The 22,562-nt window shown below is 58.7% G+C and carries 21 protein-coding genes and 2 pseudogenes; 18 read left to right on the top strand and 5 right to left on the bottom strand.

Going from position 1 to position 22,562, the window contains the following annotated elements; translation table 11 throughout:
* Nucleotides 1-34: 34 nt before the first annotated feature.
* The 3 genes and pseudogenes from CAter10_RS12850 to CAter10_RS12835 all read right to left on the bottom strand — a co-directional run bounded on the left by CAter10_RS12850 (nucleotide 35) and on the right by CAter10_RS12835 (nucleotide 4,331).
* Nucleotides 35-1,483 carry a PepSY-associated TM helix domain-containing protein gene (locus CAter10_RS12850; protein ID WP_061533713.1) on the bottom strand — a complete coding sequence of 483 codons (1,449 nt, stop codon included), beginning with the start codon at nucleotides 1,481-1,483 and terminating at the stop codon, nucleotides 35-37.
* Nucleotides 1,484-1,506: 23 nt separating this feature from the next.
* Nucleotides 1,507-3,848 (bottom strand): annotated as a pseudogene (locus CAter10_RS24575) (TonB-dependent receptor).
* 102 nt (nucleotides 3,849-3,950) lie between these two features.
* Entirely contained in the window at nucleotides 3,951-4,331 is a 381-nt protein-coding gene (locus tag CAter10_RS12835; RefSeq protein WP_061533710.1) for a DUF2946 domain-containing protein, read from the bottom strand.
* Between the two features lie 171 nt (nucleotides 4,332-4,502).
* Here CAter10_RS12835 and CAter10_RS12830 point away from each other — a divergent pair, with 171 nt between their 5' ends.
* The gene (locus tag CAter10_RS12830) at nucleotides 4,503-4,970 is read left to right on the top strand and encodes a MaoC family dehydratase (RefSeq protein WP_061533709.1); all 468 of its coding nucleotides are present in this window, start codon (nucleotides 4,503-4,505) and stop codon (nucleotides 4,968-4,970) included.
* Nucleotides 4,971-5,031: 61 nt separating this feature from the next.
* Here the strand turns inward: CAter10_RS12830 and CAter10_RS12825 are convergent, their stop codons facing one another.
* Nucleotides 5,032-5,721: a GntR family transcriptional regulator gene (locus tag CAter10_RS12825; protein WP_061533708.1), complete on the bottom strand. Its 690-nt coding sequence runs from the start codon at nucleotides 5,719-5,721 to the stop codon at nucleotides 5,032-5,034.
* A 266-nt stretch (nucleotides 5,722-5,987) separates the two neighbouring features.
* Here CAter10_RS12825 and dctP point away from each other — a divergent pair.
* The 11 genes and pseudogenes from dctP to CAter10_RS12770 all read left to right on the top strand — a co-directional run bounded on the left by dctP (nucleotide 5,988) and on the right by CAter10_RS12770 (nucleotide 16,420).
* A pseudogene (gene dctP, locus CAter10_RS12820) lies at nucleotides 5,988-7,006 on the top strand (TRAP transporter substrate-binding protein DctP).
* Nucleotides 7,003-7,590, top strand: coding sequence for a TRAP transporter small permease (locus CAter10_RS12815; RefSeq protein WP_061533707.1), 588 nt, complete (start codon nucleotides 7,003-7,005; stop codon nucleotides 7,588-7,590). Before dctP ends, CAter10_RS12815 begins: the two are co-directional and overlap by 4 nt.
* Nucleotides 7,591-7,666: 76 nt before the next feature.
* Nucleotides 7,667-9,016: a TRAP transporter large permease gene (locus CAter10_RS12810; protein ID WP_061533706.1), complete on the top strand. Its 1,350-nt coding sequence runs from the start codon at nucleotides 7,667-7,669 to the stop codon at nucleotides 9,014-9,016.
* A gap of 1 nt (nucleotide 9,017) precedes the next feature.
* On the top strand, nucleotides 9,018-10,691 hold the full coding sequence (gene mdcA / locus CAter10_RS12805; protein ID WP_417924693.1) for a malonate decarboxylase subunit alpha: 1,674 nt from the start codon (nucleotides 9,018-9,020) through the stop codon (nucleotides 10,689-10,691).
* Between the two features lie 9 nt (nucleotides 10,692-10,700).
* A complete protein-coding gene (gene mdcC / locus CAter10_RS12800; protein WP_061533705.1) occupies nucleotides 10,701-11,015 on the top strand; it encodes a malonate decarboxylase acyl carrier protein in 315 nt (104 codons plus the stop codon).
* The gene (locus tag CAter10_RS12795; protein WP_061533704.1) at nucleotides 11,012-11,911 is read left to right on the top strand and encodes a biotin-independent malonate decarboxylase subunit beta; all 900 of its coding nucleotides are present in this window, start codon (nucleotides 11,012-11,014) and stop codon (nucleotides 11,909-11,911) included. Before mdcC ends, CAter10_RS12795 begins: the two co-directional genes overlap by 4 nt.
* Nucleotides 11,912-11,913: 2 nt before the next feature.
* Nucleotides 11,914-12,624 (top strand): biotin-independent malonate decarboxylase subunit gamma, encoded by a 711-nt coding sequence (gene mdcE / locus CAter10_RS12790; RefSeq protein ID WP_061533703.1) that lies wholly within the window; start codon nucleotides 11,914-11,916, stop codon nucleotides 12,622-12,624.
* The gene (gene mdcG / locus CAter10_RS12785) at nucleotides 12,608-13,282 is read left to right on the top strand and encodes a malonate decarboxylase holo-[acyl-carrier-protein] synthase (RefSeq protein WP_061533702.1); all 675 of its coding nucleotides are present in this window, start codon (nucleotides 12,608-12,610) and stop codon (nucleotides 13,280-13,282) included. Before mdcE ends, mdcG begins: the two co-directional genes overlap by 17 nt.
* Nucleotides 13,279-14,202 (top strand): triphosphoribosyl-dephospho-CoA synthase MdcB, encoded by a 924-nt coding sequence (gene mdcB / locus CAter10_RS12780; RefSeq protein ID WP_082797899.1) that lies wholly within the window; start codon nucleotides 13,279-13,281, stop codon nucleotides 14,200-14,202. The genes mdcG and mdcB overlap by 4 nt, the downstream gene beginning before the upstream one ends.
* A 106-nt stretch (nucleotides 14,203-14,308) precedes the next feature.
* Nucleotides 14,309-15,463, top strand: a complete 1,155-nt coding sequence (locus CAter10_RS12775; RefSeq protein ID WP_061533701.1) for an ABC transporter substrate-binding protein — start codon at nucleotides 14,309-14,311, stop codon at nucleotides 15,461-15,463.
* Nucleotides 15,464-15,496: 33 nt separating this feature from the next.
* A complete protein-coding gene (locus CAter10_RS12770) occupies nucleotides 15,497-16,420 on the top strand; it encodes an ACP S-malonyltransferase (protein WP_335340154.1) in 924 nt (307 codons plus the stop codon).
* Nucleotides 16,421-16,460: 40 nt separating this feature from the next.
* Here the strand turns inward: CAter10_RS12770 and CAter10_RS12765 are convergent, their stop codons facing one another.
* Nucleotides 16,461-17,366 (bottom strand): LysR family transcriptional regulator, encoded by a 906-nt coding sequence (locus tag CAter10_RS12765; RefSeq protein WP_061533699.1) that lies wholly within the window; start codon nucleotides 17,364-17,366, stop codon nucleotides 16,461-16,463.
* A 202-nt stretch (nucleotides 17,367-17,568) separates the two neighbouring features.
* Between CAter10_RS12765 and CAter10_RS22870 the strand changes: the two genes are divergently transcribed.
* The 6 genes from CAter10_RS22870 to pgm all read left to right on the top strand — a co-directional run bounded on the left by CAter10_RS22870 (nucleotide 17,569) and on the right by pgm (nucleotide 22,556).
* A complete protein-coding gene (locus tag CAter10_RS22870; protein ID WP_156477123.1) occupies nucleotides 17,569-17,742 on the top strand; it encodes a hypothetical protein in 174 nt (57 codons plus the stop codon).
* A gap of 79 nt (nucleotides 17,743-17,821) precedes the next feature.
* Nucleotides 17,822-18,874, top strand: coding sequence for a hypothetical protein (locus CAter10_RS12755; RefSeq protein ID WP_128083070.1), 1,053 nt, complete (start codon nucleotides 17,822-17,824; stop codon nucleotides 18,872-18,874).
* A gap of 167 nt (nucleotides 18,875-19,041) precedes the next feature.
* Nucleotides 19,042-19,455, top strand: coding sequence for an RcnB family protein (locus CAter10_RS12750; RefSeq protein ID WP_061533696.1), 414 nt, complete (start codon nucleotides 19,042-19,044; stop codon nucleotides 19,453-19,455).
* A gap of 98 nt (nucleotides 19,456-19,553) precedes the next feature.
* Nucleotides 19,554-19,787, top strand: a complete 234-nt coding sequence (locus CAter10_RS12745; protein WP_061535331.1) for a hypothetical protein — start codon at nucleotides 19,554-19,556, stop codon at nucleotides 19,785-19,787.
* A gap of 56 nt (nucleotides 19,788-19,843) precedes the next feature.
* Complete coding sequence (gene gnd, locus CAter10_RS12740; protein ID WP_061533695.1) at nucleotides 19,844-20,872, top strand: phosphogluconate dehydrogenase (NAD(+)-dependent, decarboxylating); 1,029 nt, start codon at nucleotides 19,844-19,846, stop codon at nucleotides 20,870-20,872.
* A 25-nt stretch (nucleotides 20,873-20,897) separates the two neighbouring features.
* Nucleotides 20,898-22,556: a phosphoglucomutase (alpha-D-glucose-1,6-bisphosphate-dependent) gene (gene pgm / locus CAter10_RS12735; protein WP_061533694.1), complete on the top strand. Its 1,659-nt coding sequence runs from the start codon at nucleotides 20,898-20,900 to the stop codon at nucleotides 22,554-22,556.
* The last annotated feature ends 6 nt before the right edge of the window (nucleotides 22,557-22,562 follow it).

The raw sequence follows: 22,562 nt of genomic DNA, 5'->3' as shown, positions 1-22,562 counted from the left end.
GGGAATGACGGTGGCATTTTGGCGCTGACGGGCCCTACGCCCGTTTTCTGAAAAACAGCGTATCACCTAGCCACACCACAATCATGCTCGCGCCCATCAGCGGGAACAGGATACCGAGCAGCGCCATGTAGCCCTTCCAGCGCCTGATCGACGGTGGAGGTTGCAGAACTCGTTTCGGCGCGCCGAGTGCGCGTTGCGGACGGCGCATCCACCACATCACAAATCCACTGAGCGCCATGCCCAGTAGCGCCAGTGAAACCGAGGCGCATAGCAACTGGTTGGCGAAGCCGAAATATTCTCCCATGTGCAACGCTACGCCTAGCGTCACCAGTTTGGAGACCGGATTGTAGTCGGCAAAGCGCATATCCTTCATGATCTTGCCGCTGTATTGGTCGATGTGCAGCGTACGTTGTCTCTCCAGGTCGGAACGCACGAATTCTCCAGCGCCGGGTGCATAGGCGGCGGTGAACACGTCTGAGGTTTTGTTGGGTAACGCTAGTTGGTAGGTGTGCAAGCCGTTACTGGCCGCAATTGCGACTACCCGGTCGACCGACAAGCGTTGCTGTGGCGTGACTTGAGACTGCGGCACCGTAGTGGCGCCGACCGCCCACGGCACCTCGGCCAGCGGTAGGTCCAGCATTTTCTTCGGCATCGTCATGGAGGCCATCGCATCATGTTGCGCGTGGGCTCCATGATCATCGTGCTTGTGCTCGCTGCTCGCAGTCGATTTCGGTTGCGCAGAACCGGCCCAGGTTACAACCGCCTGGAAATTCTTGCCCCAGAAGCTGGACCATGGCAGGCCGCTCGTGATGAAGAAGAGCGCGCCGATCGATACCCAGATGCCGGCCACCAGATGCAATTCGCGCCACAGTGCGCGACCACGCAGATTCAAGCGCGGCAGCAAGCTGCCCCACACCGAAAACTGCTTGCGCGGCCACCACAGCGCGATACCGGTGCCGATCATGATCAGGGTCCAGCAGGCGGCCAATTCCATCAACCAGCCGCCCCAGCGTCCCAACAGCAAATCGCGATGGATTTGCCGGACCTGTTTCATTAATCGATGTTCGACGCTGAGCGTGCCCAGCACCTGGCCGCTGTATGGATTGAGATAGACGCTCTCGCTGTCGCCGGACGACAGGCGGAAGACGGCTTCGGTGCTGCGACTAGGGTCCTGGCTGACCGATAGCGAAGTCGCCACCGCATCCGGCGGCAGCGTGGATGTGGCAATTGCCAGTAGCCGGTCGTAACCAAGCCTCGGCTGGCTGCTGGCGCTGACAAACAGCTTGTCGCCGTACAGTGCGCGTTCGATTTGCGGCTTGAATACATAGATCGAACCGGTGATCGCCAGCACCATCAGGAATGGCATGACGAACAGGCCGGCATAGAAATGCCAGCGCCACAGGATGCGGTAATTGCGTGATGCGACCGACGTTGTGTCTGTTGTCGCGTCGGCCAGCGGTGCTTGCCGCAGAGAGGTTTGCATGATGGTTCCTTGTTGAGTGCGTTCTACAAACTGACCTTGGCTTCCAGGTAGAAAGTTCTGCCCGGGTACGGGTAGTACACGTAGTAGCGGCGGTTGGTCAGGTTGTCGATGCCGATGCCCACTTCGGTGTTCCTGGTCGGCTTGATGGTCAGCTTGCTGTCGAACACCAGGAACGAACTGGTGCCGCCGAAGGTGTCCGGATTGATGTCGGTGTTGGTCAGCGTGTTGTACTGGCGCCCGGAATAGCGACCGCCCAGCGAGGCGGTAACCTGGTCGCTGAACCGATAGCTGCCGACCAGGTTGGCGCGCCACAGCGGGATGCGGTAGAAGTTCTTGCCGACGGTTGCCGGGTTCTTGCTGTTTTCCAGGATGATCGAGCGGGTATAGCCGACGCTGGCGCTCAGATCCAGTCCGCGCAGCAGCACATCTTCGCCGGCATAACTGAGTTCTATCCCGCGCGAGCGCACGCGGTCGATGTTCTGGATGCTGGTGACGTTGGGGAACACGGTGGTGTTGGTTTGGCTGAACAAGGTGTTCTTGACGTCATCTTCGAACAGCGACATGCGCAGCGATCCGTTGTGCAGTGCCCATTCCGCACTGAGTTCCTTTGCCAGGTCATTTTCCGGCTTCAGGTTGGGATCGTTATTGACCAGGGTGGAGCCGGTCACGCTGCCCTGGAACAGTTCGCTGACGCTCGGGAAACGGTAGGCGCGGCCGGTGGAAAAACGCAAGGTCAAGTCGGATGTCGCCTTGAACGCCAGCGCCGCTTTAGGCGACCAATAGGATAGCTGGCGATTGCCATAATGCTGAGCTGCGCTGCTGGTTGCGCGAACGCCGTCGTAAGCGCGCCAATCTTCGTAGCGCAAGCCGTAGGTCAATTTCCACAGCCGGCTCAGTTGCCAGGCATCCTGTGCAAACAGTGCCTGGGTTTCGGTCTTGCCGGCAAATGCGTTGTTGAAGCTGCCGTCGTCGCTGCTGCGCCAGTTGGTCAAGTTGTAGGTGGTGTTTTCGAGGAAATAGTTGTCGTAGTGATAGCCGATGGTCGGCCAGTGGCTGCCGGCGACGATGTCGGGCTTGTAGTCGGCGGTCAGGTCCAGTGTTTTCCAGCCGGAGCCGTTGCCGAAGGTGGCGACGCCGCTGAGATTGCTCGCCAGCCCGCTGTTGGCGGAGCGAGCGATGCTTTTGGATACATCGAAATACGAAGCGACTGCTGAATAGTTCCAGCCGCTGGCATGGCGACTTTTCAGCGTCAAGCCATATAACTGGTTTTCGCTTTCGCTGGCTGCCGGCGCGAAGAAAGAGGCTGGCAGGTTGTATTGATAGCCGCCGACGTTGACCAGGCCGGAGTAAACCGGGTTGCCGTTGGCGTCGCGCAAAAAGGTCTGGGTGCTGTTGCTGACCTGCTGGCGCCAGTAGCCGAACGTAAAGCCGGCTTGTAGCGTGGGCGTGATGTCGTAGGCAGCCTTGAACTTGAATTGGTCTTGGACTGCACGCTCGGCACCTCGGCGTTGACGCCGAAAATGGTGGCGGGAGCGCCATTCGGATCGGTGTATTGATAGGCGCCGGTTACCGGAATGGCGACGCTGCCGGCTGCTTGCGTTGAACGCGGCTGGCTGGCGTAGACGAATGGTTGTCCGGCGTTGGACAGGTGGTCGATGCCGAGCAGGAAAGACAGGTCGCCCACCTTGTTGCCGATCGAGGCGGTGCTCTTGTTGCCGTCGAAATGGCCATCGACGCCGAACAGGCTGAATTGCTGGCTAAAGACTTGCGCCTTGAACATCGCTTCCAGCTTGGTCGGCATCTTGGTGGTGATGGCCACGGTCGCACCCATCGAGTTGCCCGGATAGAGCGCCGAGAACGGGCCGTAGATCACATCTACCTGCGCGATGTCTTCCGGGAATACCATCGACCAGCGCGGAGGAAAACTGTGCGTATTGCCAAGGAAATTGCTGAGCAGCAGGCCATCGGCATAGACCAGGCCGCGCGCGGTCTGCGATGTGCCGTTGCCGCGCACCGAAATGGTGGCGTTTTCATCGCCGATGAAGCGTTTGCGGATCGCCATGTTCGGCATGTATTTCAAGGCATCTTCGGTGTTGATGACGTTCAGGTTTTGTAATTGCTCGGCGGTGATGCGTTGACTGCTGGCGGGCAGGTTGGGGTCTATCGCCCGTTTTTCCCTGGTCGCGGTGACGAACACTTCGGTGGCTGTGCGGTTATCGTCTTCTGCCGCCCAGGCGGTTTGGACGAACATGGGTAGTGCTAGCAACGATACCGGCAGCAGTGCTGTCGACAAGCTTGATGTTTGATGTAATGACAAGTACCGGCGCGATGCGGCACCCTTGGTTTGCTTGCGCAAATCAGGCATGGTTTTCCCCTGGACTTCAATGAATACTGCAGTCAATAAGCGTCCTCCGGATTGCCGGGGCAATGGAGGCTGGCCGACACGATGGTGTCGGCGAATCGTTAATCAAGCAGTGGTCTGGGGTGGGTCGAGCGGATGGGTGCGTCCGCGGAACGGGCGCGGCGGAAGGTAGGTGTAGAGCAGCGGTAGGGTACGCGATACCGCCGCCGACGTGGCGAACAACAGATCGAAGGATGCGACGGGCGGAGGACAGTTCGCCAGCAGCGTGCAGTAGCCGCAGGCATTCAGGTGGTCGTCGGCCGGCGCTGACGACTTGCCATGCTCGACCGGCGCTTGAACCAGTCCGGTGACGGTGCAGATATCGCCGCTGATCTGTGCCGCTCCGCTGGCCCTGAGCGACTGCGAAACCGTCGGCATGAGCACGCCCAGCCAGATGGCGAACAGGCAAGCCCAGACAACAAATTTCTGGCGGCGAAGACGTAGCATGGATAACTTACGGGGGCGTATGCGAAGGGCAGGGACGAAATACGGAGTATCGATTATATTGTGGCGACCGGTGTAAGACAAGTTGATGACGCTTTCCCGCGGGTGCTCCGGCTTTCAGCGAGCGTGACAATCTGCCACCGACCATTTCATCAGACGCAATCAGGAGCCACCATGAGCGACAGCCCCCGCAATCCCGACACTGTACTGTATTTGGATGACCTCGCCGTTGGCGCCCGATTCTCCAGTGGGGAACACGCGATGGACGTGCAGCAGATCAAGGCGTTCGCCGCGCAATTCGATCCGCAACCATTTCACTTGGACGATGACGCCGCCAAGAAAACATTGTTTGGCGGCTTAGCTGCCAGCGGCTGGCATACTGCGGCGATCACGATGCGGCTGTTGGTCACCAGCGGAATACCGCTGGCCGACGGCGTGATCGGCGCCGGTGGAGAAATCAGCTGGCCTCGGCCTACGCGGCCAACCGACGTGCTGCATGTTGAGAGCGAGGTGCTGGAAATCACGCCATCGCGTTCGCGGCCCGACCGCGGCATGGTCACGGTGCGCAGCGAGACTCGCAACCAGCACGGCGATATTTTGCAGGTGTTCACCGCCAAGATGGTGGTCTCGCGTCGCCCCTGATATTCCCTCAAGAAGCGTAGCGGCGTCACGCAAGTGCCGACAAGTCCGGGGTAGCAGTCGCCTAATTGTATTTGTAGATCGGCTCGGGCTTGGCGGTCAGTTGCGGCAGCGAGGCGATCAGGTCGGCGAAACGCTGGCCCTGGATCGTGATGTGCTGACGCAACCGGTCCGCAGTCAACTCGCCGTCGCCGGCGATGATGGCTTGCACCACGCTGTCATGTTCCTGATACGACACGTTAAGGCGATCACGTACCCGTAGCTGCAGGCGGCGATAGGGGCGCAGGCGCCGATGCAGGGAGCGCGCCTGCGCGGCCAGGAAAGCGTTGTGGCTGCCTTCGTAGATGGCGTCGTGGAACGCTTCATTCTTGTAGAAGTAGGTATCCGGATCGTGCGCGTCGCGCGCCTCCATGCATGCCTGATGTGCGGCCAGCAAGCCAGTATGCTCTTCGCTGCTCATCCGGCGTGCCGCCAGGCGGCCGCACATTGCCTCGAATTCCGCCATGACTTCAAACATTTCTACCAGTTGCTGCGGTCCGATTTCCGCGACGACGGTGCCGCGTCGCGGGCGCGTCACCACGATGCCCATCGAGGCCAGTTGAATCAGCGCCTCGCGGATAGGGGTTCGGGAAACGCCGAACTGGATTGCGAGGTCGGTTTCATCGAGATGTTGGCCTGGGCGTAATTCACCAACTGCGATCATCTCTTCGATTGTTTCGCGCAGGGTCTCTGAGCGATTTTTTGTCGTGAGCATAGTGATAGCCGCTATTCTGGAATGGTGTATTCAAGATTGGATTGTAATGTCTATTTATTCGTTGACATAAAAATGTTTTGTGGAATACTGTGTATACAAGGCAATACGAAAAGAATACATAGCATCTATCTTCAGCAAAAAAGCATTAAAAGTAAACGCGGGAAATGTAGCTAATAACAGGGGACTCGACAAACTGCAGCGCATGCTGCTACAGGTTTCGAGACCTCTGACAGTATCGGTTGTTTGTCCAATCATAGGAGAGGGATATGTCTTTAGTCAGCAGAAGGACGGTGCTGGGTGCGCTTGCGACCACACCGTTCTGGTCGATGTCGTCAGTATGGGCGCAATCGGGCGCCTTGAAAATCTCCCATCAATTTCCCGGCGGCACCATCAGCGAAGGTGACTTCCGCGACCGCCTGACTCGCATGTTTGCCGAGGAAGTCGGCAAGCGGACCAAGGGCAGCCTGAAGTTTGAAATTTATCCTGGCTCTTCGTTGATGAAGACCAACTCCCAGTTTTCCGCGCTGCGCAAAGGTGCGTTGGATTTTCGCTGGTGCCGCTCAATTATGCCGGTGGGGAAGTGCCCGAAGTCAACATCGGCCTGATGCCTGGCCTGGTGACATCGTATGAGCAGGGTGCGGCCTGGAAGAATGCAGAGGTTGGCAAGGAACTGTCGCGCATCCTGCTGGAGAAGGGCGTCATCATCGTCAGCTGGATCTGGCAGGCAGGCGGCGTGGCATCGCGCACCAAGCCGATTGTCGATCCGTCCGATGTGAAGGGCCTGAAGGTTCGCGGCGGTTCTCGCGAAATGGATCTGATCCTGAAGGAAGCCGGCGCTGCCGTCGTGACGCTGCCATCGAATGAAATCTACGCGGCGATGCAGACTGGCGCGATGGATGCGGCCATGACGTCGTCGACATCGCTGATTTCCTTCCGCCTGGAAGAAGTGTCGAAGAGCCTCACCAGCGGCCGCGACAAGGCTTATTGGTACATGCTGGAACCGTTGATGATCTCCAAGGCAACCTACGATCGACTGACCAAGGAACAGCAGGCAGCGGTGATGGCAGTTGGCGCCGAGATGGAAAAGTTTGCAGAGAGCGCCGCACGACTCGACGACTCCGGCGTTGCTGCTGTTTATCAAAAGGCCGGCGCCAAGGTGGTCGACCTGAACGCTGCAACGGTCAAGAAGTGGCAGGACATTGCGCGTAACACGGCGTGGAAAGACTACGCTGCAAAAAATGATAATTGCGCCAAGTTGCTGAAACTGGCGGAGAAACTCCTATGAGTCATGGCTTCGACGCCCAGCCGAGCGCCGGAGCAACAGTGCCTGCCATGCCGGATAATCCGGTCGTGGCGGCCTTGTCCAGTGTGCTTGATCGATTCAACAAGCTGGCCCTGTATTTGTCCATGGCAGCGCTGATATTGACGTCGCTGATCATGACCTACTCAGTGGTGGCGCGCTACTTCTTCCATGTTCCTACCGATTGGCAGGACGACGCCACGGTTTTCATGCTGGTCGGCGTGATTTTCCTGTGTTCCGGCTATGCGCAATCGCATCGCGGCCATATCGGCATCGAAGCCTTGGCGTCGATTCTCCCTGCTTCGGTGAATGCGCTGCGTTTGCTGTTGGTCGATGTGGTCTCGTTCTTGTTTTGCGGATTCTTTTCATGGAAGTCGTGGGCATTGTTCCACGAAGCCTGGTCTGAAGGGCAGACGACATCGTCCACTTTTGCACCGCCGCTCTGGATTCCTTATTCCCTCATGGCGCTCGGCATGACCGTGCTGACCTTGCAGATATTGGTGCAGATTCTGACACGCCTGACCGATCGCAAGCAGGCTGCCAACCAACAAACCATCACGGAAAAGTAATGGGCACTTCAAAAAAACATCATAAGCGCCGCGCGGCGGCGATTGGCGTGGGCGGCAGATTCATGGAGAGGTTTCAATGAACCCGCTGACACTTGGCGTCTTGTACGGCATCGTCACCATCGTCGTGATGTGTTCCGGCATGCCGATTGCCTTTGCGCTGGGCGTGGTGGCGACTGGTTTCATGTATTTTTTCATGCCCGCATCGTCACTTGATACGGTCACGCAAAACGTCTATGAGGAAATCGCCTCGGTGACCTTGCTGTCGATTCCGCTATTCATATTGAAAGGGGCGGCGATCGGAAAATCGCCGGCCGGGCGCGACCTGTACTCGGCGATCCACGCCTGGCTTAGCAGGGTTCCGGGTGGTCTGGGGATTGCCAACGTGTTTGCCTGCGCGCTGTTTGCGGCGATGGCTGGTTCGTCGCCGGCAACCTGCTCGGCAATCGGTTCGGCCGGCATTCCGGAAATGCGCCGGCGCGGCTATTCACCTGGCTTCGCGGCTGGCATCATCGCTGCCGGCGGGACACTGGGCATTTTGTTGCCGCCGTCGATCACGATGATCCTGTATGCGGTGGCGTCGGAACAGTCGTTGGGACGCTTGTTCCTGGCGGGAGTCGGGCCAGGCGTGCTGCTGGTGTTGCTGTTTGCCGGCTACGCGGTGTTCCGTGCGCGCAAGGAGTACCGCATCGCGCATCAAATCTACAGCCAGGGCGGCGTCAAGTCGGCCTATCTGGATGACGAGCATTTCACCTTTGCGCAGAAAATCGAGATGCTGCCGCGCGTGCTGCCATTCCTGATTCTGTTGATCGGCGTGATGATTGCGTTGTATGGCGGCTTTGCCACGCCGTCCGAGACCGCCGGCCTGGGCGCGTTGCTGGCGATCGTGCTGATCGCGGTGGTGTATCGCATGTGGCGGCCGCGTGACCTGATGCCGTACTTGAATTCGACCATCAAGGAATCCTGCATGCTGTTGCTGATCATCGGCATGTCGCTGCTGTATTCGTATGTGATGAGCTACCTGCATATCAGCCAGTCGGCGGCGCAATGGGTGGTTGGCCTGCATCTGTCGAAATGGTTGCTGCTGGCGGTGATCCTGCTGATGGTGATCGTGCTTGGTTTTTTCCTGCCGCCTGTGTCGATTATCCTGATGACGGCGCCGATCATCCTGCCGCCGCTGCGTGAAGCAGGTTTCGACCTGATCTGGTTCGGCGTGGTGATGACGGTGGTGATGGAGATGGGCTTGATTCATCCGCCGGTGGGCTTGAACCTGTTCGTCATCAAGAATATCGCGCCGGACATTCCGTTGTCGGATGTGATCAAGGGGACGTTGCCATTTCTGCTGCTGATGTTCCTGGCAATCATATTGTTGTGCCTGTTTCCCGGCATTGTCACCGGGCTGCCAGACATGCTGATGGGGGTACGCTGACATGGATATCTCCGGCAACGGGCGGCGCTGGGATCTGCGCAATGCCAATCGCGAGCAGCGGATGCAACGTGCTGCTGCGGTGCTGGGCGATGCTTGCCGCGGCAAGGTGGTGGAGGCTGGCCGGATCCAGGATCTGTTGCACAGTGTTCTGGAATCCGGCGACCGGGTCTGCCTGGAAGGAAACAACCAGAAGCAGGCCGATTTCCTGGCCAAGGCGCTGACCAAGCTCGATCCTGGCCGTGTCAACGGCTTGCACATGCTGCTGTCGGTGTTGGCACTGCCGGAGCATCTGGATATCTTCGAGAACGGCATTGCCTCGCGCCTGGATTTTTCCTTTTCCGGGCCACAGGCGGTGCGGCTGGCGCGCCTGGTGGCGGCCGGCAAACTGAACATCGGCGCGATCCATACCTATCTTGAGTTGTTCGGCCGCTACTTTGTCGACCTGACACCGCGCGTCGCGCTGGTGGCGGCACAGGCTGCCGATCGCCACGGAAATCTATACACCGGGCCGAACACCGAAGATACGCCGGCGATTGTTGAAGCTACCGCATTTAGCGGTGGCATCGTGATCGCCCAGGTTAACCAGATCGTCGATGTGCTGCCGCGCGTGGATATTCCGGCAGACTGGGTCGGTTTCGTGGTGCAGGCGCCGACGCCGCATTATATCGAGCCGTTGTTCACGCGCGACCCGGCACAGATTTCGGACATCCAGATTCTGATGGCGATGATGGCGATCAAGGGCATTTACGCCGAATATCAGGTGCAGCGGCTGAATCACGGCATCGGCTTCGATACCGCGGCGATTGAGCTGATCCTGCCGACTTATGCTGCCTCGCTCGGCCTGAAAGGCAAGATTTGTCAGCACTGGGCGTTGAATCCGCACCCGGCGTTGATCCCTGCCATCGAAGCCGGTTTTGTCGAATCAATCCACTCGTTCGGTTCCGAACTGGGCATGGAAGACTATATCCGCGCCCGCTCCGACGTGTTCTTTGTCGGGCCAGACGGCTCGATGCGCAGCAACCGCGCGTTCAGCCAGATGGCCGGCCATTACGCCTGCGACATGTTCATCGGTTCTACCCTGCAAATCGATTTACAGGGCAATTCGTCGACGGCTACTGCCGGCCGCATCGCTGGTTTTGGCGGTGCACCGAACATGGGGGCGGACGCCCGTGGCCGTCGTCATGCCAGCCCTGGCTGGCTGAAAGCCGGACGCCAGGCGCGCGATGGCAAGAACCTGATTCCGCGCGGCCAAAAACTGGTGGTGCAGATCGTTGAGACTTTCCGCGAGCACATGCAACCGGCTTTCGTCGAACGCCTGGATGCCTGGGAACTGGCTGAACAGGCCGACATGGCAATTCCGCCGGTGATGATCTACGGTGAGGACGTCAGCCACATCCTGACCGAAGAAGGGTTGGCCAACCTGCTGTTGTGCCGCACCGACGAAGAGCGTGAGCAGGCGGTGCGCGGCGTTGCCGGCTATACCCCGATCGGCCTTGGACGCGACAAGCGCATGGTGGAGAACCTGCGTGACCGTGGCATCATCCAGCGCCCGGAAGACCTTGGTATCGATAAGCGGCTGGCCACGCGCGATCTGCTGGCGGCAAAAAACATGAAGGACCTGGTGCGCGCTTCGGGCGGTTTGTACGATCCGCCGAAGCGCTTCAGGAACTGGTAAAGGAATCCGATGGAAACCTTGAATTTTCGTTTTGAACATGGCCAGCGCCGCTTGCCGGCCGCGCCGCAACTATCGGGTGTGGTCAGCTCTGGCAACCTGGAAGTGCTGGTCGAATCGGCAGCGTTGAACGGCGCTTGCACGATTGAAATCAGGACTGCCGCGCGCGGTTTCGGGCCGATCTGGGAAGCGGTGCTGGGCGATTTCCAGCGGCGCTGGCAGCTGGCCGATGCGCGCATCGCGATCAACGACATGGGCGCGACGCCGGCGGTGGTCAGCCTGCGCCTCGACCAGGCGCTGCAGGCAATGACCGGGAGCGTGCCATGAGCAGCTATCTGGAAGCGAATGCGCGCGAGCGCTTGCAGGCCTTGCTCGATACTGACAGTTTCGTCGAAATCCTGCCGCCGGCGTTGCGTATCGTCAGCCCCCATCTCGGCCAGCTGGATGCGCCGGTGGCATTCGATGACGGCGTTGCGATTGGCCGTGGGCGGCTGCATGGAGAATCGGTATTCGTGGCAGCACAGGAAGGCGGTTTCATGGGCGGCGCTGTCGGCGAGGTGCATGGCGCCAAGCTGACTGGTTTGCTGCAACTGGCGCTCAAGGAGCGTCCCTACGCCGTATTGCTGTTGCTGGAAACCGGTGGCGTGCGCCTGCATGAAGCCAATGCCGGCTTGATTGCCGTATCCGAGGTGATGCGCGCATTGCTCGAAGTGCGCGCCGCAGGTATCCCTGTGATCGTTCTGGTCGGTGGCTCTAACGGCTGCTTCGGCGGCATGGGTATCGTCGCCCGCTGCGCCAATGCGATCGTGATATCGGAAGAAGGACGGCTGGCGATGTCTGGCCCGGAAGTGATCGAAACCGCCAACGGCGTTGAAGAGTTCGACTCGCGTGACAGCGCCCTGGTGTGGCGCACCACCGGCGGCAAGCACCGTTATCTGCTGGGCGATTGCCAAATGCTGGTGGCGGACAATGTCGGCGCTTTCCGGCAGAGTGCTTTCGAACTGGTGCAGCAATGTCACGCCGATGCCGCCGCCATTCCGCTGACGCTGGCAGGGTTGGAAGCCGAGCAGCAATTGCTACAACAACGTATCGCCAGCTTCGGTCAGGCCCACGATCCCCTTGAAATATGGACTCAGCTTGGTGTCGCCGATGCAGCCGGCTTGCCGATGCTGGAAGCCGACGCGTTCGTTGCGGTTGCCGCCGATGTGCGGCTGGGAGTATGAGGATGGATTGGAAAAACCTGGCAACGTCACTGTTCCCCGATGGCCACAATATTATTGAGCGAGATCAGTTTTTATCCGGTAGCGGCCAGGTCGGCGGTGAAACCGTGACGGTCATTGGCACCACTGGCCATGCCGCCATCGGTGTCGAGATTGCCTTGCTGCAGGCGCAAGAGGTATTGGCAACGGTGCGCGCGCATCCGCAGCGCGCCATCGTGATTCTGGTCGATACCCAGGGGCAGCGCCTGCGTCATCGCGATGAAATGCTGGGAATTAACAGCTACATGGCGCACCTGGCGAAATGTCTCGACCTGGCGCGCCGGCAAGGGCACAGGATTGTCGGCCTGGTCTATGACCAGGCGCTCTCCGGTGGCTTCATCACCAGCGGCCTGATGGCGGATGCCTGCTACGCGTTGCCGGAAGCGACTATCCGCGTAATGGGTTTGCCGGCTATGGCCAGGATCACCAAGGTGCCGGAAGAGCGGCTGACCGAACTGGCCAAAAGCAATCCGGTATTCGCACCAGGTGCGGCCAATTACCTGCGCATGGGCGGCATCGAAGAAATCTGGCATGACGATCTGGCACAGCGGCTCATGCAGGCTATCCGCCAGGCCGACCCGCAAGACAAACGCAGTGCGGCCGGCTTGCAACGTGGAGGCCGTTCCATGGCTTTCAAGGTGACGCAAGCGGTGGCTGATCATGCCGACACGCCATAGTCTGATCTGGCTTAGCCGTGAAGGCTGGCAATTTGCCGCCGAGGGCCTGGCGCCGGCGCCGCGCGCTGCATTGGCGCGATGGCAGCAGGCTGATTGGCCAGCAGTGCTGCGGCGCCAGGAGCCGGACACTCCCGCTGATCTGGTTTGCCTGGGACTGCCGTTGCCGCCTGACGCTGACGGTGACAAGATCCGCATTCCACTCAAAACCCAGCTGACTTCGATTCAGCGCATAGAGCCGCCATTGGCGTTGCAAACTGCGCTGGTGCACGCGCCGGCCTGGTGGCTGGGACCGTTGCATGCGTTTGTCGAGGATTGTCGCCGAAGCGGCATAACGATGCGAATCTATGGTTCCTGGTCGTGGCAGATCCTGACGCGGCAAAGCTATCTGATGCCGTCATCCGATATCGATTTGCTGTTTGCACCAAAAAGCGCTGGCGAGTTGTCGCGCGGCCTGGCATTGCTGGAGCAGTACGCTGCACATTTGCCGCTGGACGGCGAGATCGTTTTCCCAGATGGCCAGGCAGTGGCTTGGAAGGAGTGCCAGCAGGCATTGCAGCTCGCCGATCCGCAGAAGGTGCTGGTCAAGAGCGAGAGCGGTGTCGGGCTGACAATGCTGTCGACCTTGATCGCCAGCCTGGAAAACGCGGCATTGACATGAACTCATGCGCTCATCCTGATTTGCGGCGTCCCGAACCGGCGCCGAGCCGACGCCGCCAGTACGCGTTGCAGCGGCAAAGCATGCGCGCGCAGCGGGTATTTTGCGTGGCTGTTGCGCGATTGGCGCTGCGCAGCCTGTACCGCGAATTGCAGCTCTATCCAAAGCCGGGCCTGGTGTCTCTTGTGGATACCGGCAGTCACACCGACATGGACGCCACCACCTTCATGCGTAGCCTGTTTGCGTTGCGCCATTATTTCATTCGCATTACGCAGGCCGGTATTGACGGCGCCGAGTTTGCCGTGTTGCGGCAGCTTGGTATCGACGCCGAGCAGACCATGCTGCGCGCTACCGCCGGCATCAATACGCATCGCGGCGCTATTTTCAGCCTGGGTTTGTTGTGCGCTTCGGCCGGCTATTGCCATGGTCGTGGTATCTCATTATCGGCCGCCGCGATCCGTGCCACGCTGTTGATACAGTGGGGCGATGCGCTGAGCCGCCATATGCAGGAAGCGGCAAGCACTTCGCATGGCAAGCAAGTGGCGCAGCATTATGCCGTCAGTGGCGCCGCCGAGGAGGCTGCGCTGGGATTTCCATCACTCTTCGAGTTGGCGCTGCCGCGTTTCCTGCAGACGCTGAACGCCGGCCGCGGTTACGAATCGGCAGCCATCGACACCCTGTTCGCGCTGATGGCGCATATCAGCGATACCAATACCTATCATCGGGGCGGCTTGGACGGCGCCGAGAAGGTCAAAAATTGGGCGCGACAGTTCCTCGATGCGGGCGGCAGCGCCGCAGAAAATTGGCGGGAACATGCAATTAGTTGCCATATGGCATTTATTCGGGATAAGCTGTCGCCCGGTGGCGCAGCCGACTTACTGGCGGCCACTTATTTACTGCATGGACTGAGCTACTTGCGGTAATCGGCAGAAATTGGCTGAGCCGCCGGATTGCTGTCGCCTATCAACACGGTTTGCATACAACGCTTACAGCAAAGCACAAGCGTTGACGAATATCTCTGGAGAATAAATGAAAGCGCATCAGAAGTTGTCTTTGGCTGTCGGTACGGGTTTGTTTGGTTTATTCGGCTTATGCGGCGTTGGTAGCGCGAACGCGGAGCCTGGCATCACCAGCAATACGATCGTGATCGGTCAGTCGGCGGGCTTTACCGGAACCGCCGCTGAGGAAGTCAAGCAGGCGACCGCCGGCGCGCAGCTGTATTTCGACATCGTCAACAAGCAGGGTGGCGTGTTCGGCCGCAAGATCGTACTGGAATCGCTGGATGACGGCTTTGAGCCAAAGCGCACCGTCGAGAATACGCACAAGCTGCTGACTGAAAAGAATGCTTTTGCGTTGTTCCTGTATCGCGGCACGCCGACCACCGAATCGATCCTGTCGACCATCAACGACGCCAAGGTACCGCTGATAGCGCCGGTCAGCGGCGCGACCTCGCTGCATGAGCCGATGCAGCACTATCTCTTCAACGTTCGTTCCAAATATCGGGATGAAGTCATCACCGCGATTGATCAGTTGTCGGGCATGGGCCTGCAGAAATACGCCGTGCTGGTGTCCAACGATTCGTTTGGCAACGATGCGCTGGAAGGCTTGAAGCAGGCGATCAAGAAACATAAGTTGCCAGAGCCGGTGATCGCCAATTACGAACGCAATACCGTCGCCGTGGAAGGCGCCGTGAAAAAGATTTTTGATGCCAAGCCACAAGCCGTCTTGTTGATCTGTACTGCAAAACCATGCGCGGCGTTCATCAAGGAATATCGCCAGGCCGGCGGCCAGCAGCAGTTGATTACCTTGTCGAATGTCAGTTCGCAGGTGTTCCTGCAAGGCTTGGGCAAGGATGCACGCGGTCTCGGCATGACCCAGGTTTTCCCGAACCCGCGCAGCTCCAGTTCTGCCATCTCCAAGGAATTCATGGCCGCGCTCAAGAGCCGCAGCGAATTGTCCGACTCTTATCCGACGCTGGAAGGCTTTATTTCTGCCAAGGTGCTGGTGGAAGGGCTGCGCCGTGCCGGCAACAAGCCGACCCGCGATGGCCTTGTCAGCGGACTGGAAAGCATGGGCAATTATGACCTGGGCGGCGTGTCGCTCAAATACGGCCCATCCAGCCGTGACGGATTGAACTTTATCGAGTTGACCGTTATCGGCAAGGATGGCTACGTACTGCGTTAATCTGAACGAGCAGGAAGGGAACAGGGAAGCATGATGCCGCGTCTGGCAATTCTGTGTCCGGGGCAAGGCGGCCAGCATCCGGCAATGTTCGATCTGCTGCGCGCCGATCCGCGCACGGCGGAGTTGCTGGATCAATGGCTGCCGCCGACAGTCCTCGGGCAACCGCTGGAACGAATACTGTCTGACGATACCCTGCTGTTTTCTAATCTGCTGGCGCAACCGTTGATCGTGGCGGCTACGCTGGCTGCCTGGTTTGCGCTCAAGGATGCCGTGCCTGCGCCGGAGCTGGTGGCTGGCTACAGTATTGGCGAGCTTGCCGCCTATGGCGTCGCCGGTGCAGTGCAGCCGCAACAGGCGATCGGGTTGGCAACGCTGCGCGCCAATCTGATGGACGCCTGCGTGCAGCAATCGCCGCGCCAGGTGCTGTTTGCCGTGAGCGGTGTCGATGTCCGCGCCGTGGCCGCCTTGCTGGCGCCGCTGCAACTTTACGTTGCGATCGAGACAGACGCCGACAGCTGTATCGCCGGCGGCCATTATCAGGATCTCCACCTCATTGCCGACGATATCCTCCGCTTGGGCGGCAAAATCAGTGTGCTGCCGGTGACGGTGGCGTCGCATACACCCTTGATGGACGCCGTAGTCGCGCCGTTTGCAGAAGAACTGCGCGGGCAATTGTCGGTTGATCCGATACTGCCGGTTCTGTCAGGTTTGTCGGGGCAGGTGGTGAACAGAAAAGAACAAGCAATATCGGTGCTATCCAATCAAATGGCACACACCATACACTGGGACGATTGCATGGATGCCTGCGCCGAACATCGGATTACAGTGGCGCTGGAACTGGGGCCGGGTTCGGCGCTGTCGAGCATGCTGCGGGCGCGCCATCCGCATATCGCATGTCGTTCCGTTAGTGAATTTCGCACTTTGCAAGGCGTAGTCAACTGGCTGGAACGGCTTTGAAGTGAACCTGCTGCGGCCTTTGTTCAAACGGCCGCGCTTTTCAAAACTTCTCTGCATCCGGCATCAATTTCAAGAACGCTGCAATAAAGCTTGCTGTCATTGGCGGGGCATCGCGCCGATAGATCAGCGCGACCTCGGAATGGGCATCCGGTTCCTGCAACGGCAGGAAATGCATGCGCGATGAAGACACTTCGCGCATGCTCTCTGGAATGATCGCAATGCCCAGGTTGGCCTCGATCAGGTTCAGCTGTGACGATTTGCGCGAGGTGGCGCGCGCTACTTTCGGAAAGAAGCCGTGGCGCATGCACAGTTCCGCCACAAGGTAGCTGAGGCCGCCGCGATCCTTGTGAGGGACCGAGACAAACTGCTCGTCACGCAGCTCGCCGATGTCGACGCTGTTTCTGGTTGCTAGCCGATGGTTGCTGGAGACGGCCACCACCAGTTTTTCATCAAACAGTTTCTTCGCCAGGACATTTGGAAATTTGCGCAGGATCGGCAATCGCGCCAGGCCGAAATCCGCACGGCCTTCATCGATATCGACAGCCTGATGCTCGGATGGCGCCCTGGAAATGTCCAGCGAGACGCCAGGAAACTGCGTTAGCAGCGCGTTGAACACGTTGCCGAACATTTCGGACAAGGTGACAGAACTTGAGTGCAATATGCGAATCCGGCCTTGTTCGCCTTTGCCGACTTGATGCGCCTGCACGATGGCGTCGTCAAGGTCTTCCAGAATTCTCTTGCATCTTTCGTAAAACAACTGGCCCGCCTGGGTCAGTTCGATATGGCGCGAATCCCGTTGCAACAGGCATGCCTGCATGTCGCCCTCCAGTTCCTTCATCTGCCGGCTCAGCGCCGATTGGGCAATGTACAAACGTTCGGCGGCGCGCGTGTAGCTGCCGGCGTCGACAATTTCGACAAAATACCTGATCTGCCTGAGTGAAATCATTTCTATGCCGTTTTGAGATGGATGCCTGCTGCATTCGGTATTGGCGTTCGTCAATGCCGTGAGGCTACAGTAAAGACATGGGAGGCAAGTGCCGATGCCGAGAGGTCCCGGCGACTCTTGCCAGAGACAGTTTTACCTTGAGCAGATTAAACGGTCAATCAAATAGTTGGACCTTGGGCTGTGCCAGGTCAATGGGGAAAGCATGTTTGAATTTTTGTTAATTGTGGTTGGCGTTGTCGGTATCGCGATTAGTATTTTTGCCAAAGTCATGTTTGCCTGTCGCAGTAACGCATCTGCGACCGAGGATTGCGGCGAGAAGCGTCGACGCGCCAACGCCCAGTTATTTTCCAAGCCGGGACGAGCCGATCCGGGCTAATCGACGGGACGGTGTGCGTCGGTCCCATGCATTCATGCTAAATTGCCACATCGCCGCCAGACATAGAAAAGGAGCTCCAATGCGCCTATTACTTTTCCCCTTGTTGAGTGTGCTGTCCGTCGGCTACGCGGTGGCCGGTACAGATGCAACGCAGCTGGCCGGGGTATGGCAAGGCAAGCTTGGCAATGCCGATATTGTCGCTTGCTTCAACCAAGCCGGCGCCGATAGTAGCAGCGGCAGTTACTACTATGTGCGTCACAAGACGCCGATCCAGTTGATGCAAAAAACTGGACAATCAAGTTGGATGGAGAGTGGCGGTACCGGATCGTGGAGTCTCGGGACTCCCGAGAATGGCCATCTGGACGGCACGTGGCGCGCGCCTAAGGGAGGTGCGCCGCTGGCGTTGGCGCTGACTTCAGTAAGTGGGGGCGGTACTGAGAATGCTTGCGGCAGCGATGCTTATAATCGCGCACTGGAAAGTTTTCCGGCGCTCCAGATTGGCAAGACACAGGACTTCGAAGGCAAGAAATATCGAAATCTGCGTGTTGCCGATGTCGTGACCATTGAGTTGCAAGGATCCGGTGACGGCTTGGTCAAGGTCAATCAGAAACTGCGCGCAATCCTGCCTCGCAAGGCTGAAGATCTTGCAGATTACTTCGCCACGCGGCGCCGCTATCTCAGCAGCATGGGCACGGCTACGGAAGACGAAACTTCGGCAGAGCCGGTGTTCTGGTCTTCGCGCTGGATTACCGTCAATTTCTATCGATGGGCAGCTGGGTATGGTCGAAACGGGATCATGCTCGATTACCGGACGTGGGATCTGCGCACCGGCGATGAGATTCAGCTATGGGATTGGTTTGCCCCGAAATCTGCTGATGGCGGACTGTATCGCGCACTCCCCGAGCGTTTGCAGAAATATCTTTTCAAGGGAGTCGCGATCGACAAGGAGTGCCGAGATGGATACAAAGGAGAAGGGCAATATCGCGTGTCGCTCACCGCGAATGGCATTGAATTCTGGGAAGAAGCCTTTGGTACCGGATGCGAACAGGATTTCGTGATTCCCTACGCAAAACTCGGCCCTTTCCTGACGTCACAAGGCAAGGCGGCGCTGCGCGACCTTGGCGGAATTTGATTTTTTGCCATTAGGACCTTGCTGTACGACGGTGACGGGCGCTGTGTGCGCTGGCGCACGGATTGGTTTCATTTTTGGTGTATCGTGGGTATGGCGACAACGATATCGGCCCGCTGCTAACCTGCAGTTCAAGGGCGGAACGTCCCTTTCCTTCATAGGAGTCCAGCATGAAAATGAAAACAATTGCCACCGCCATCATAGCGGTGAGCTTGGCTACGTCAGGATTGGCATACGGCCAGAACTACGGCGAGCGCAACGATCAACGCAACGATCAGCGCGGTGATCAACGCAACGATCAACGCGGCGACCAGCAGCAACGCCCCGACCGCGGCCACCGGTCGGATCGCGGCATGCGTGATGAGCAGTACCGGGATCAACGCGGCGCGGGCCCCGAACATACTTTCTATCGAGGACAACGTCTACCGCCTGAATATCACAACCGGCAATACGTGGTTGACGATTGGCGCGGCCATCACCTGAGCGCACCGCCGCGCGGCTACCATTGGGTGCAAACCGGTGGTGACTATGTCCTGGTGGCGATTACGACCGGCATCATCCTGCAGGTGCTGCTGGGTAATTGAAACATCCGCAATTACTGAGAAACGCATCCATCCGAGGGTTGGCGGAGGGATGCGTGCGCTTGGCCCAGCCAAGTGTTTTGTATCAATTGGAGGAAGTCATGCATACCGAAACAATTGGCGATTACGAGATCGAGTGTTCTGCATCGCAAGTGCCGGATAGCGAGGACTGGATTGCTAATCTGGTGATTTACGGGCCATCGACCAATCCGATGCACCGTAACGATATTTTTCCATTGCAACGCGTTGCCGTTGACGAAGTGTTTCCGACCGAAGCGGCGGCCGAAGAAGAGGCGCGCTCAGTGGCAATCGCACTGATCGAAAAACAGCGCTAGCATCAGATGTAATATGGCGGGTATTGTCGCGAGACCTGTCAAAGAGGAGATTGAAGATGCAACTCGGCATGATCGGATTAGGGCGCATGGGCGCCAATATGGTGAAGCGCTTACTCAAGGGAGACCATCAGTGCGTGGTGTATGACCTGCACCAGGATGCTGTCAAGGCCATGCAGCAATCGGGCGTGATTGGCGCCGCCTCGCTGGCCGACCTGGTCGCCAAATTACCCAAGCCGCGTGTATTGTGGCTGATGTTGCCGGCTGCGGTAGTTGATGAGAATCTGGCGCTGCTGGCGCCGCTGCTCGATGCCGGCGACATCGTCATCGACGGCGGCAATTCGTATTATCACGACGATATCCGGCGCGCCGCCGAGTTGCAGGCGCGCCAGATCCATTATGTCGATGTCGGCACCAGTGGTGGCGTCGCTGGATTTGAGCGCGGTTATTGCCTCATGATTGGTGGCGAAAAGGAAACGGTACAGCGTCTTGCGCCGATTTTTTCCACACTCTCGCCAGGCGTCGATGCGGCGCCGCCGATGGCGGGGCGGGATAAACCTGGCAGCACGGCTGAACAAGGTTACCTGCATTGCGGTCCGCATGGCGCCGGCCACTTCGTCAAGATGGTTCACAACGGCATCGAGTACGGCATCATGGGTGCGTATGCGGAAGGTTTGAATATCCTGCGGCACGCCAATGTCGGCAAGCAGAGCGGTGAAGTCGACGCCGAAACGACGCCGTTGCGCCATCCTGAGCACTATCAATATGAACTGGATCTGCCGGAGATTACCGAGCTTTGGCGACGCGGCAGCGTGATCAGTTCCTGGCTGCTGGACTTGACGGCCGGAGCGCTGCTGCAGGATCCAAAGCTGGAAAATTACGCCGGCCGTGTTTCGGATTCCGGAGAAGGGCGCTGGACGATCAACGCCGCCATCGATGAATCGGTGCCGACGCCGATCCTGAGCGCCGCATTGTATGCGCGCTTCAGTTCGCGCGGTGAAGCCGGTTTTGCCGATAAGGTGTTGTCGGCGATGCGCCATGGTTTCGGCGGACATCTGGAAAAGCCTGTCAAGCCGAAGGAAGATTGATGAAGCAGGTTTCAGGAAGGTATTCATGGCTATCAGCCCACTAGCAGGCAAGCCGGCGCCATCCTCCATCCTGGTGAATGTACCCAGACTGGTGTCGGCCTATTACACCGAAGTGCCGGATCCGACGCTGGCCGCGCAACGGGTGGCGTTCGGCACCTCGGGCCATCGCGGTACGTCATTCGAGGCCAGCTTCAATGAATGGCACGTGCTGGCGATCAGCCAGGCCATTTGCGCCTATCGTGCAGAGCGGGGCATCAACGGCCCGCTGTTCCTCGGTGTCGATACACATGCGTTGTCGGTACCGGCTTGCGCCAGCGCGCTCGAAGTCTTGGCGGCCAACGGCGTTGAAGTGATGCTGTCGCTGGACGATGAATATACGCCTACACCGGCGGTGTCGCTTGCCATACTCACGCATAACCGTGGTCGTAGCAGCGGCCTGGCCGACGGCATCGTCATTACGCCTTCGCACAATCCGCCGGAAAGTGGTGGCTTCAAGTACAACCCGCCGAATGGCGGCGCCGCCGATACCGTAGTTACTGCCTGGATCGAGGCAAAGGCTAATGAATATCTGGCGGCAGGTCTCTATGGCGTCAAAAGAATGTCGGTCGAGAAAGCGCTGAAGCTGGCGACGACGCATCGCTACGATTTTCTCGGCAGCTACGTGAATCAACTCGATCAGGTCATCGATATGGAGGTGATACGCGGAGCGAACATTCACCTTGGTGTTGATCCGCTCGGCGGTGCCGGTGTGCACTACTGGGCGCGGATAGGCGACCAATACAAGCTGAATTTGGCGGTGGTCAGCAGCGAGGTCGATCCCACTTTCCGCTTCATGACGGTAGATTGGGATGGGCGTATCCGCATGGACCCGTCATCGTCATATGCGATGCAACGCCTGATCGACATGAACGGTCGCTACGACATCGCCTTTGCCTGTGACACCGATCACGACCGCCACGGCATTGTGGCCAACAGCGTCGGCTTGTTGCCGGCCAATCATTATCTCGCGGTTGCGATTGATTATTTGTTCCAGCATCGCCCGCAATGGTCGATGGATGCCGGCGTTGGTAAAACTGTCGTCAGCAGTCAGATCATCGATCTGGTCTGTACACGGCTGAAACGCAGACTCTATGAAACGCCTGCCGGCTTCAAGTGGTTCGCCGATGGATTATGCGAAGGATCGCTCGGTTTTTGCGGTGAGGAGAGTGCCGGTGCATCTTTTCTGCGATTGGATGGCACGGTCTGGACTACCGATAAGGATGGCCTGATACCGGGCTTGCTCGCGGCTGAAATGACGGCGCGCACCGGACACGATCCCGGACAGCTCTATCGTCTGTTGACCAGCGAACTAGGAGAACCGGTCAGCACCAGAGTTGAGGCCCGCGCGACGGCGGCGCAGAAGAAAATGCTGTCGGCGCTATCGCCGCAGCAAGTTCAATGCAGTGAACTTGCTGGCGAAAAAATTCAACATATACTCGCCAACGCACCTGGCAACAATGCCCCGATTGGCGGCCTGAAGGTGGTTGCCGACGGTGGCTGGTTTGCAGCGCGGCCGTCCGGCACCGAGGACATCTACAAGATTTATGCTGAAAGCATGCGCGGCGAGGAACATCTGTCGCACATTGTGACGGAGGCGCAAGCCATCGTTGATGCGGCACTAGGCGCTGACGGAAAAGAGAACTGACGCTAC

The organism is Collimonas arenae (genome assembly GCF_001584165.1).
GTDB lineage: Bacteria > Pseudomonadota > Gammaproteobacteria > Burkholderiales > Burkholderiaceae_D > Collimonas > Collimonas arenae.
Note: the sequence above shows the minus strand (reverse complement) of the source record. Positions and strands in the feature narration are given on the sequence as shown.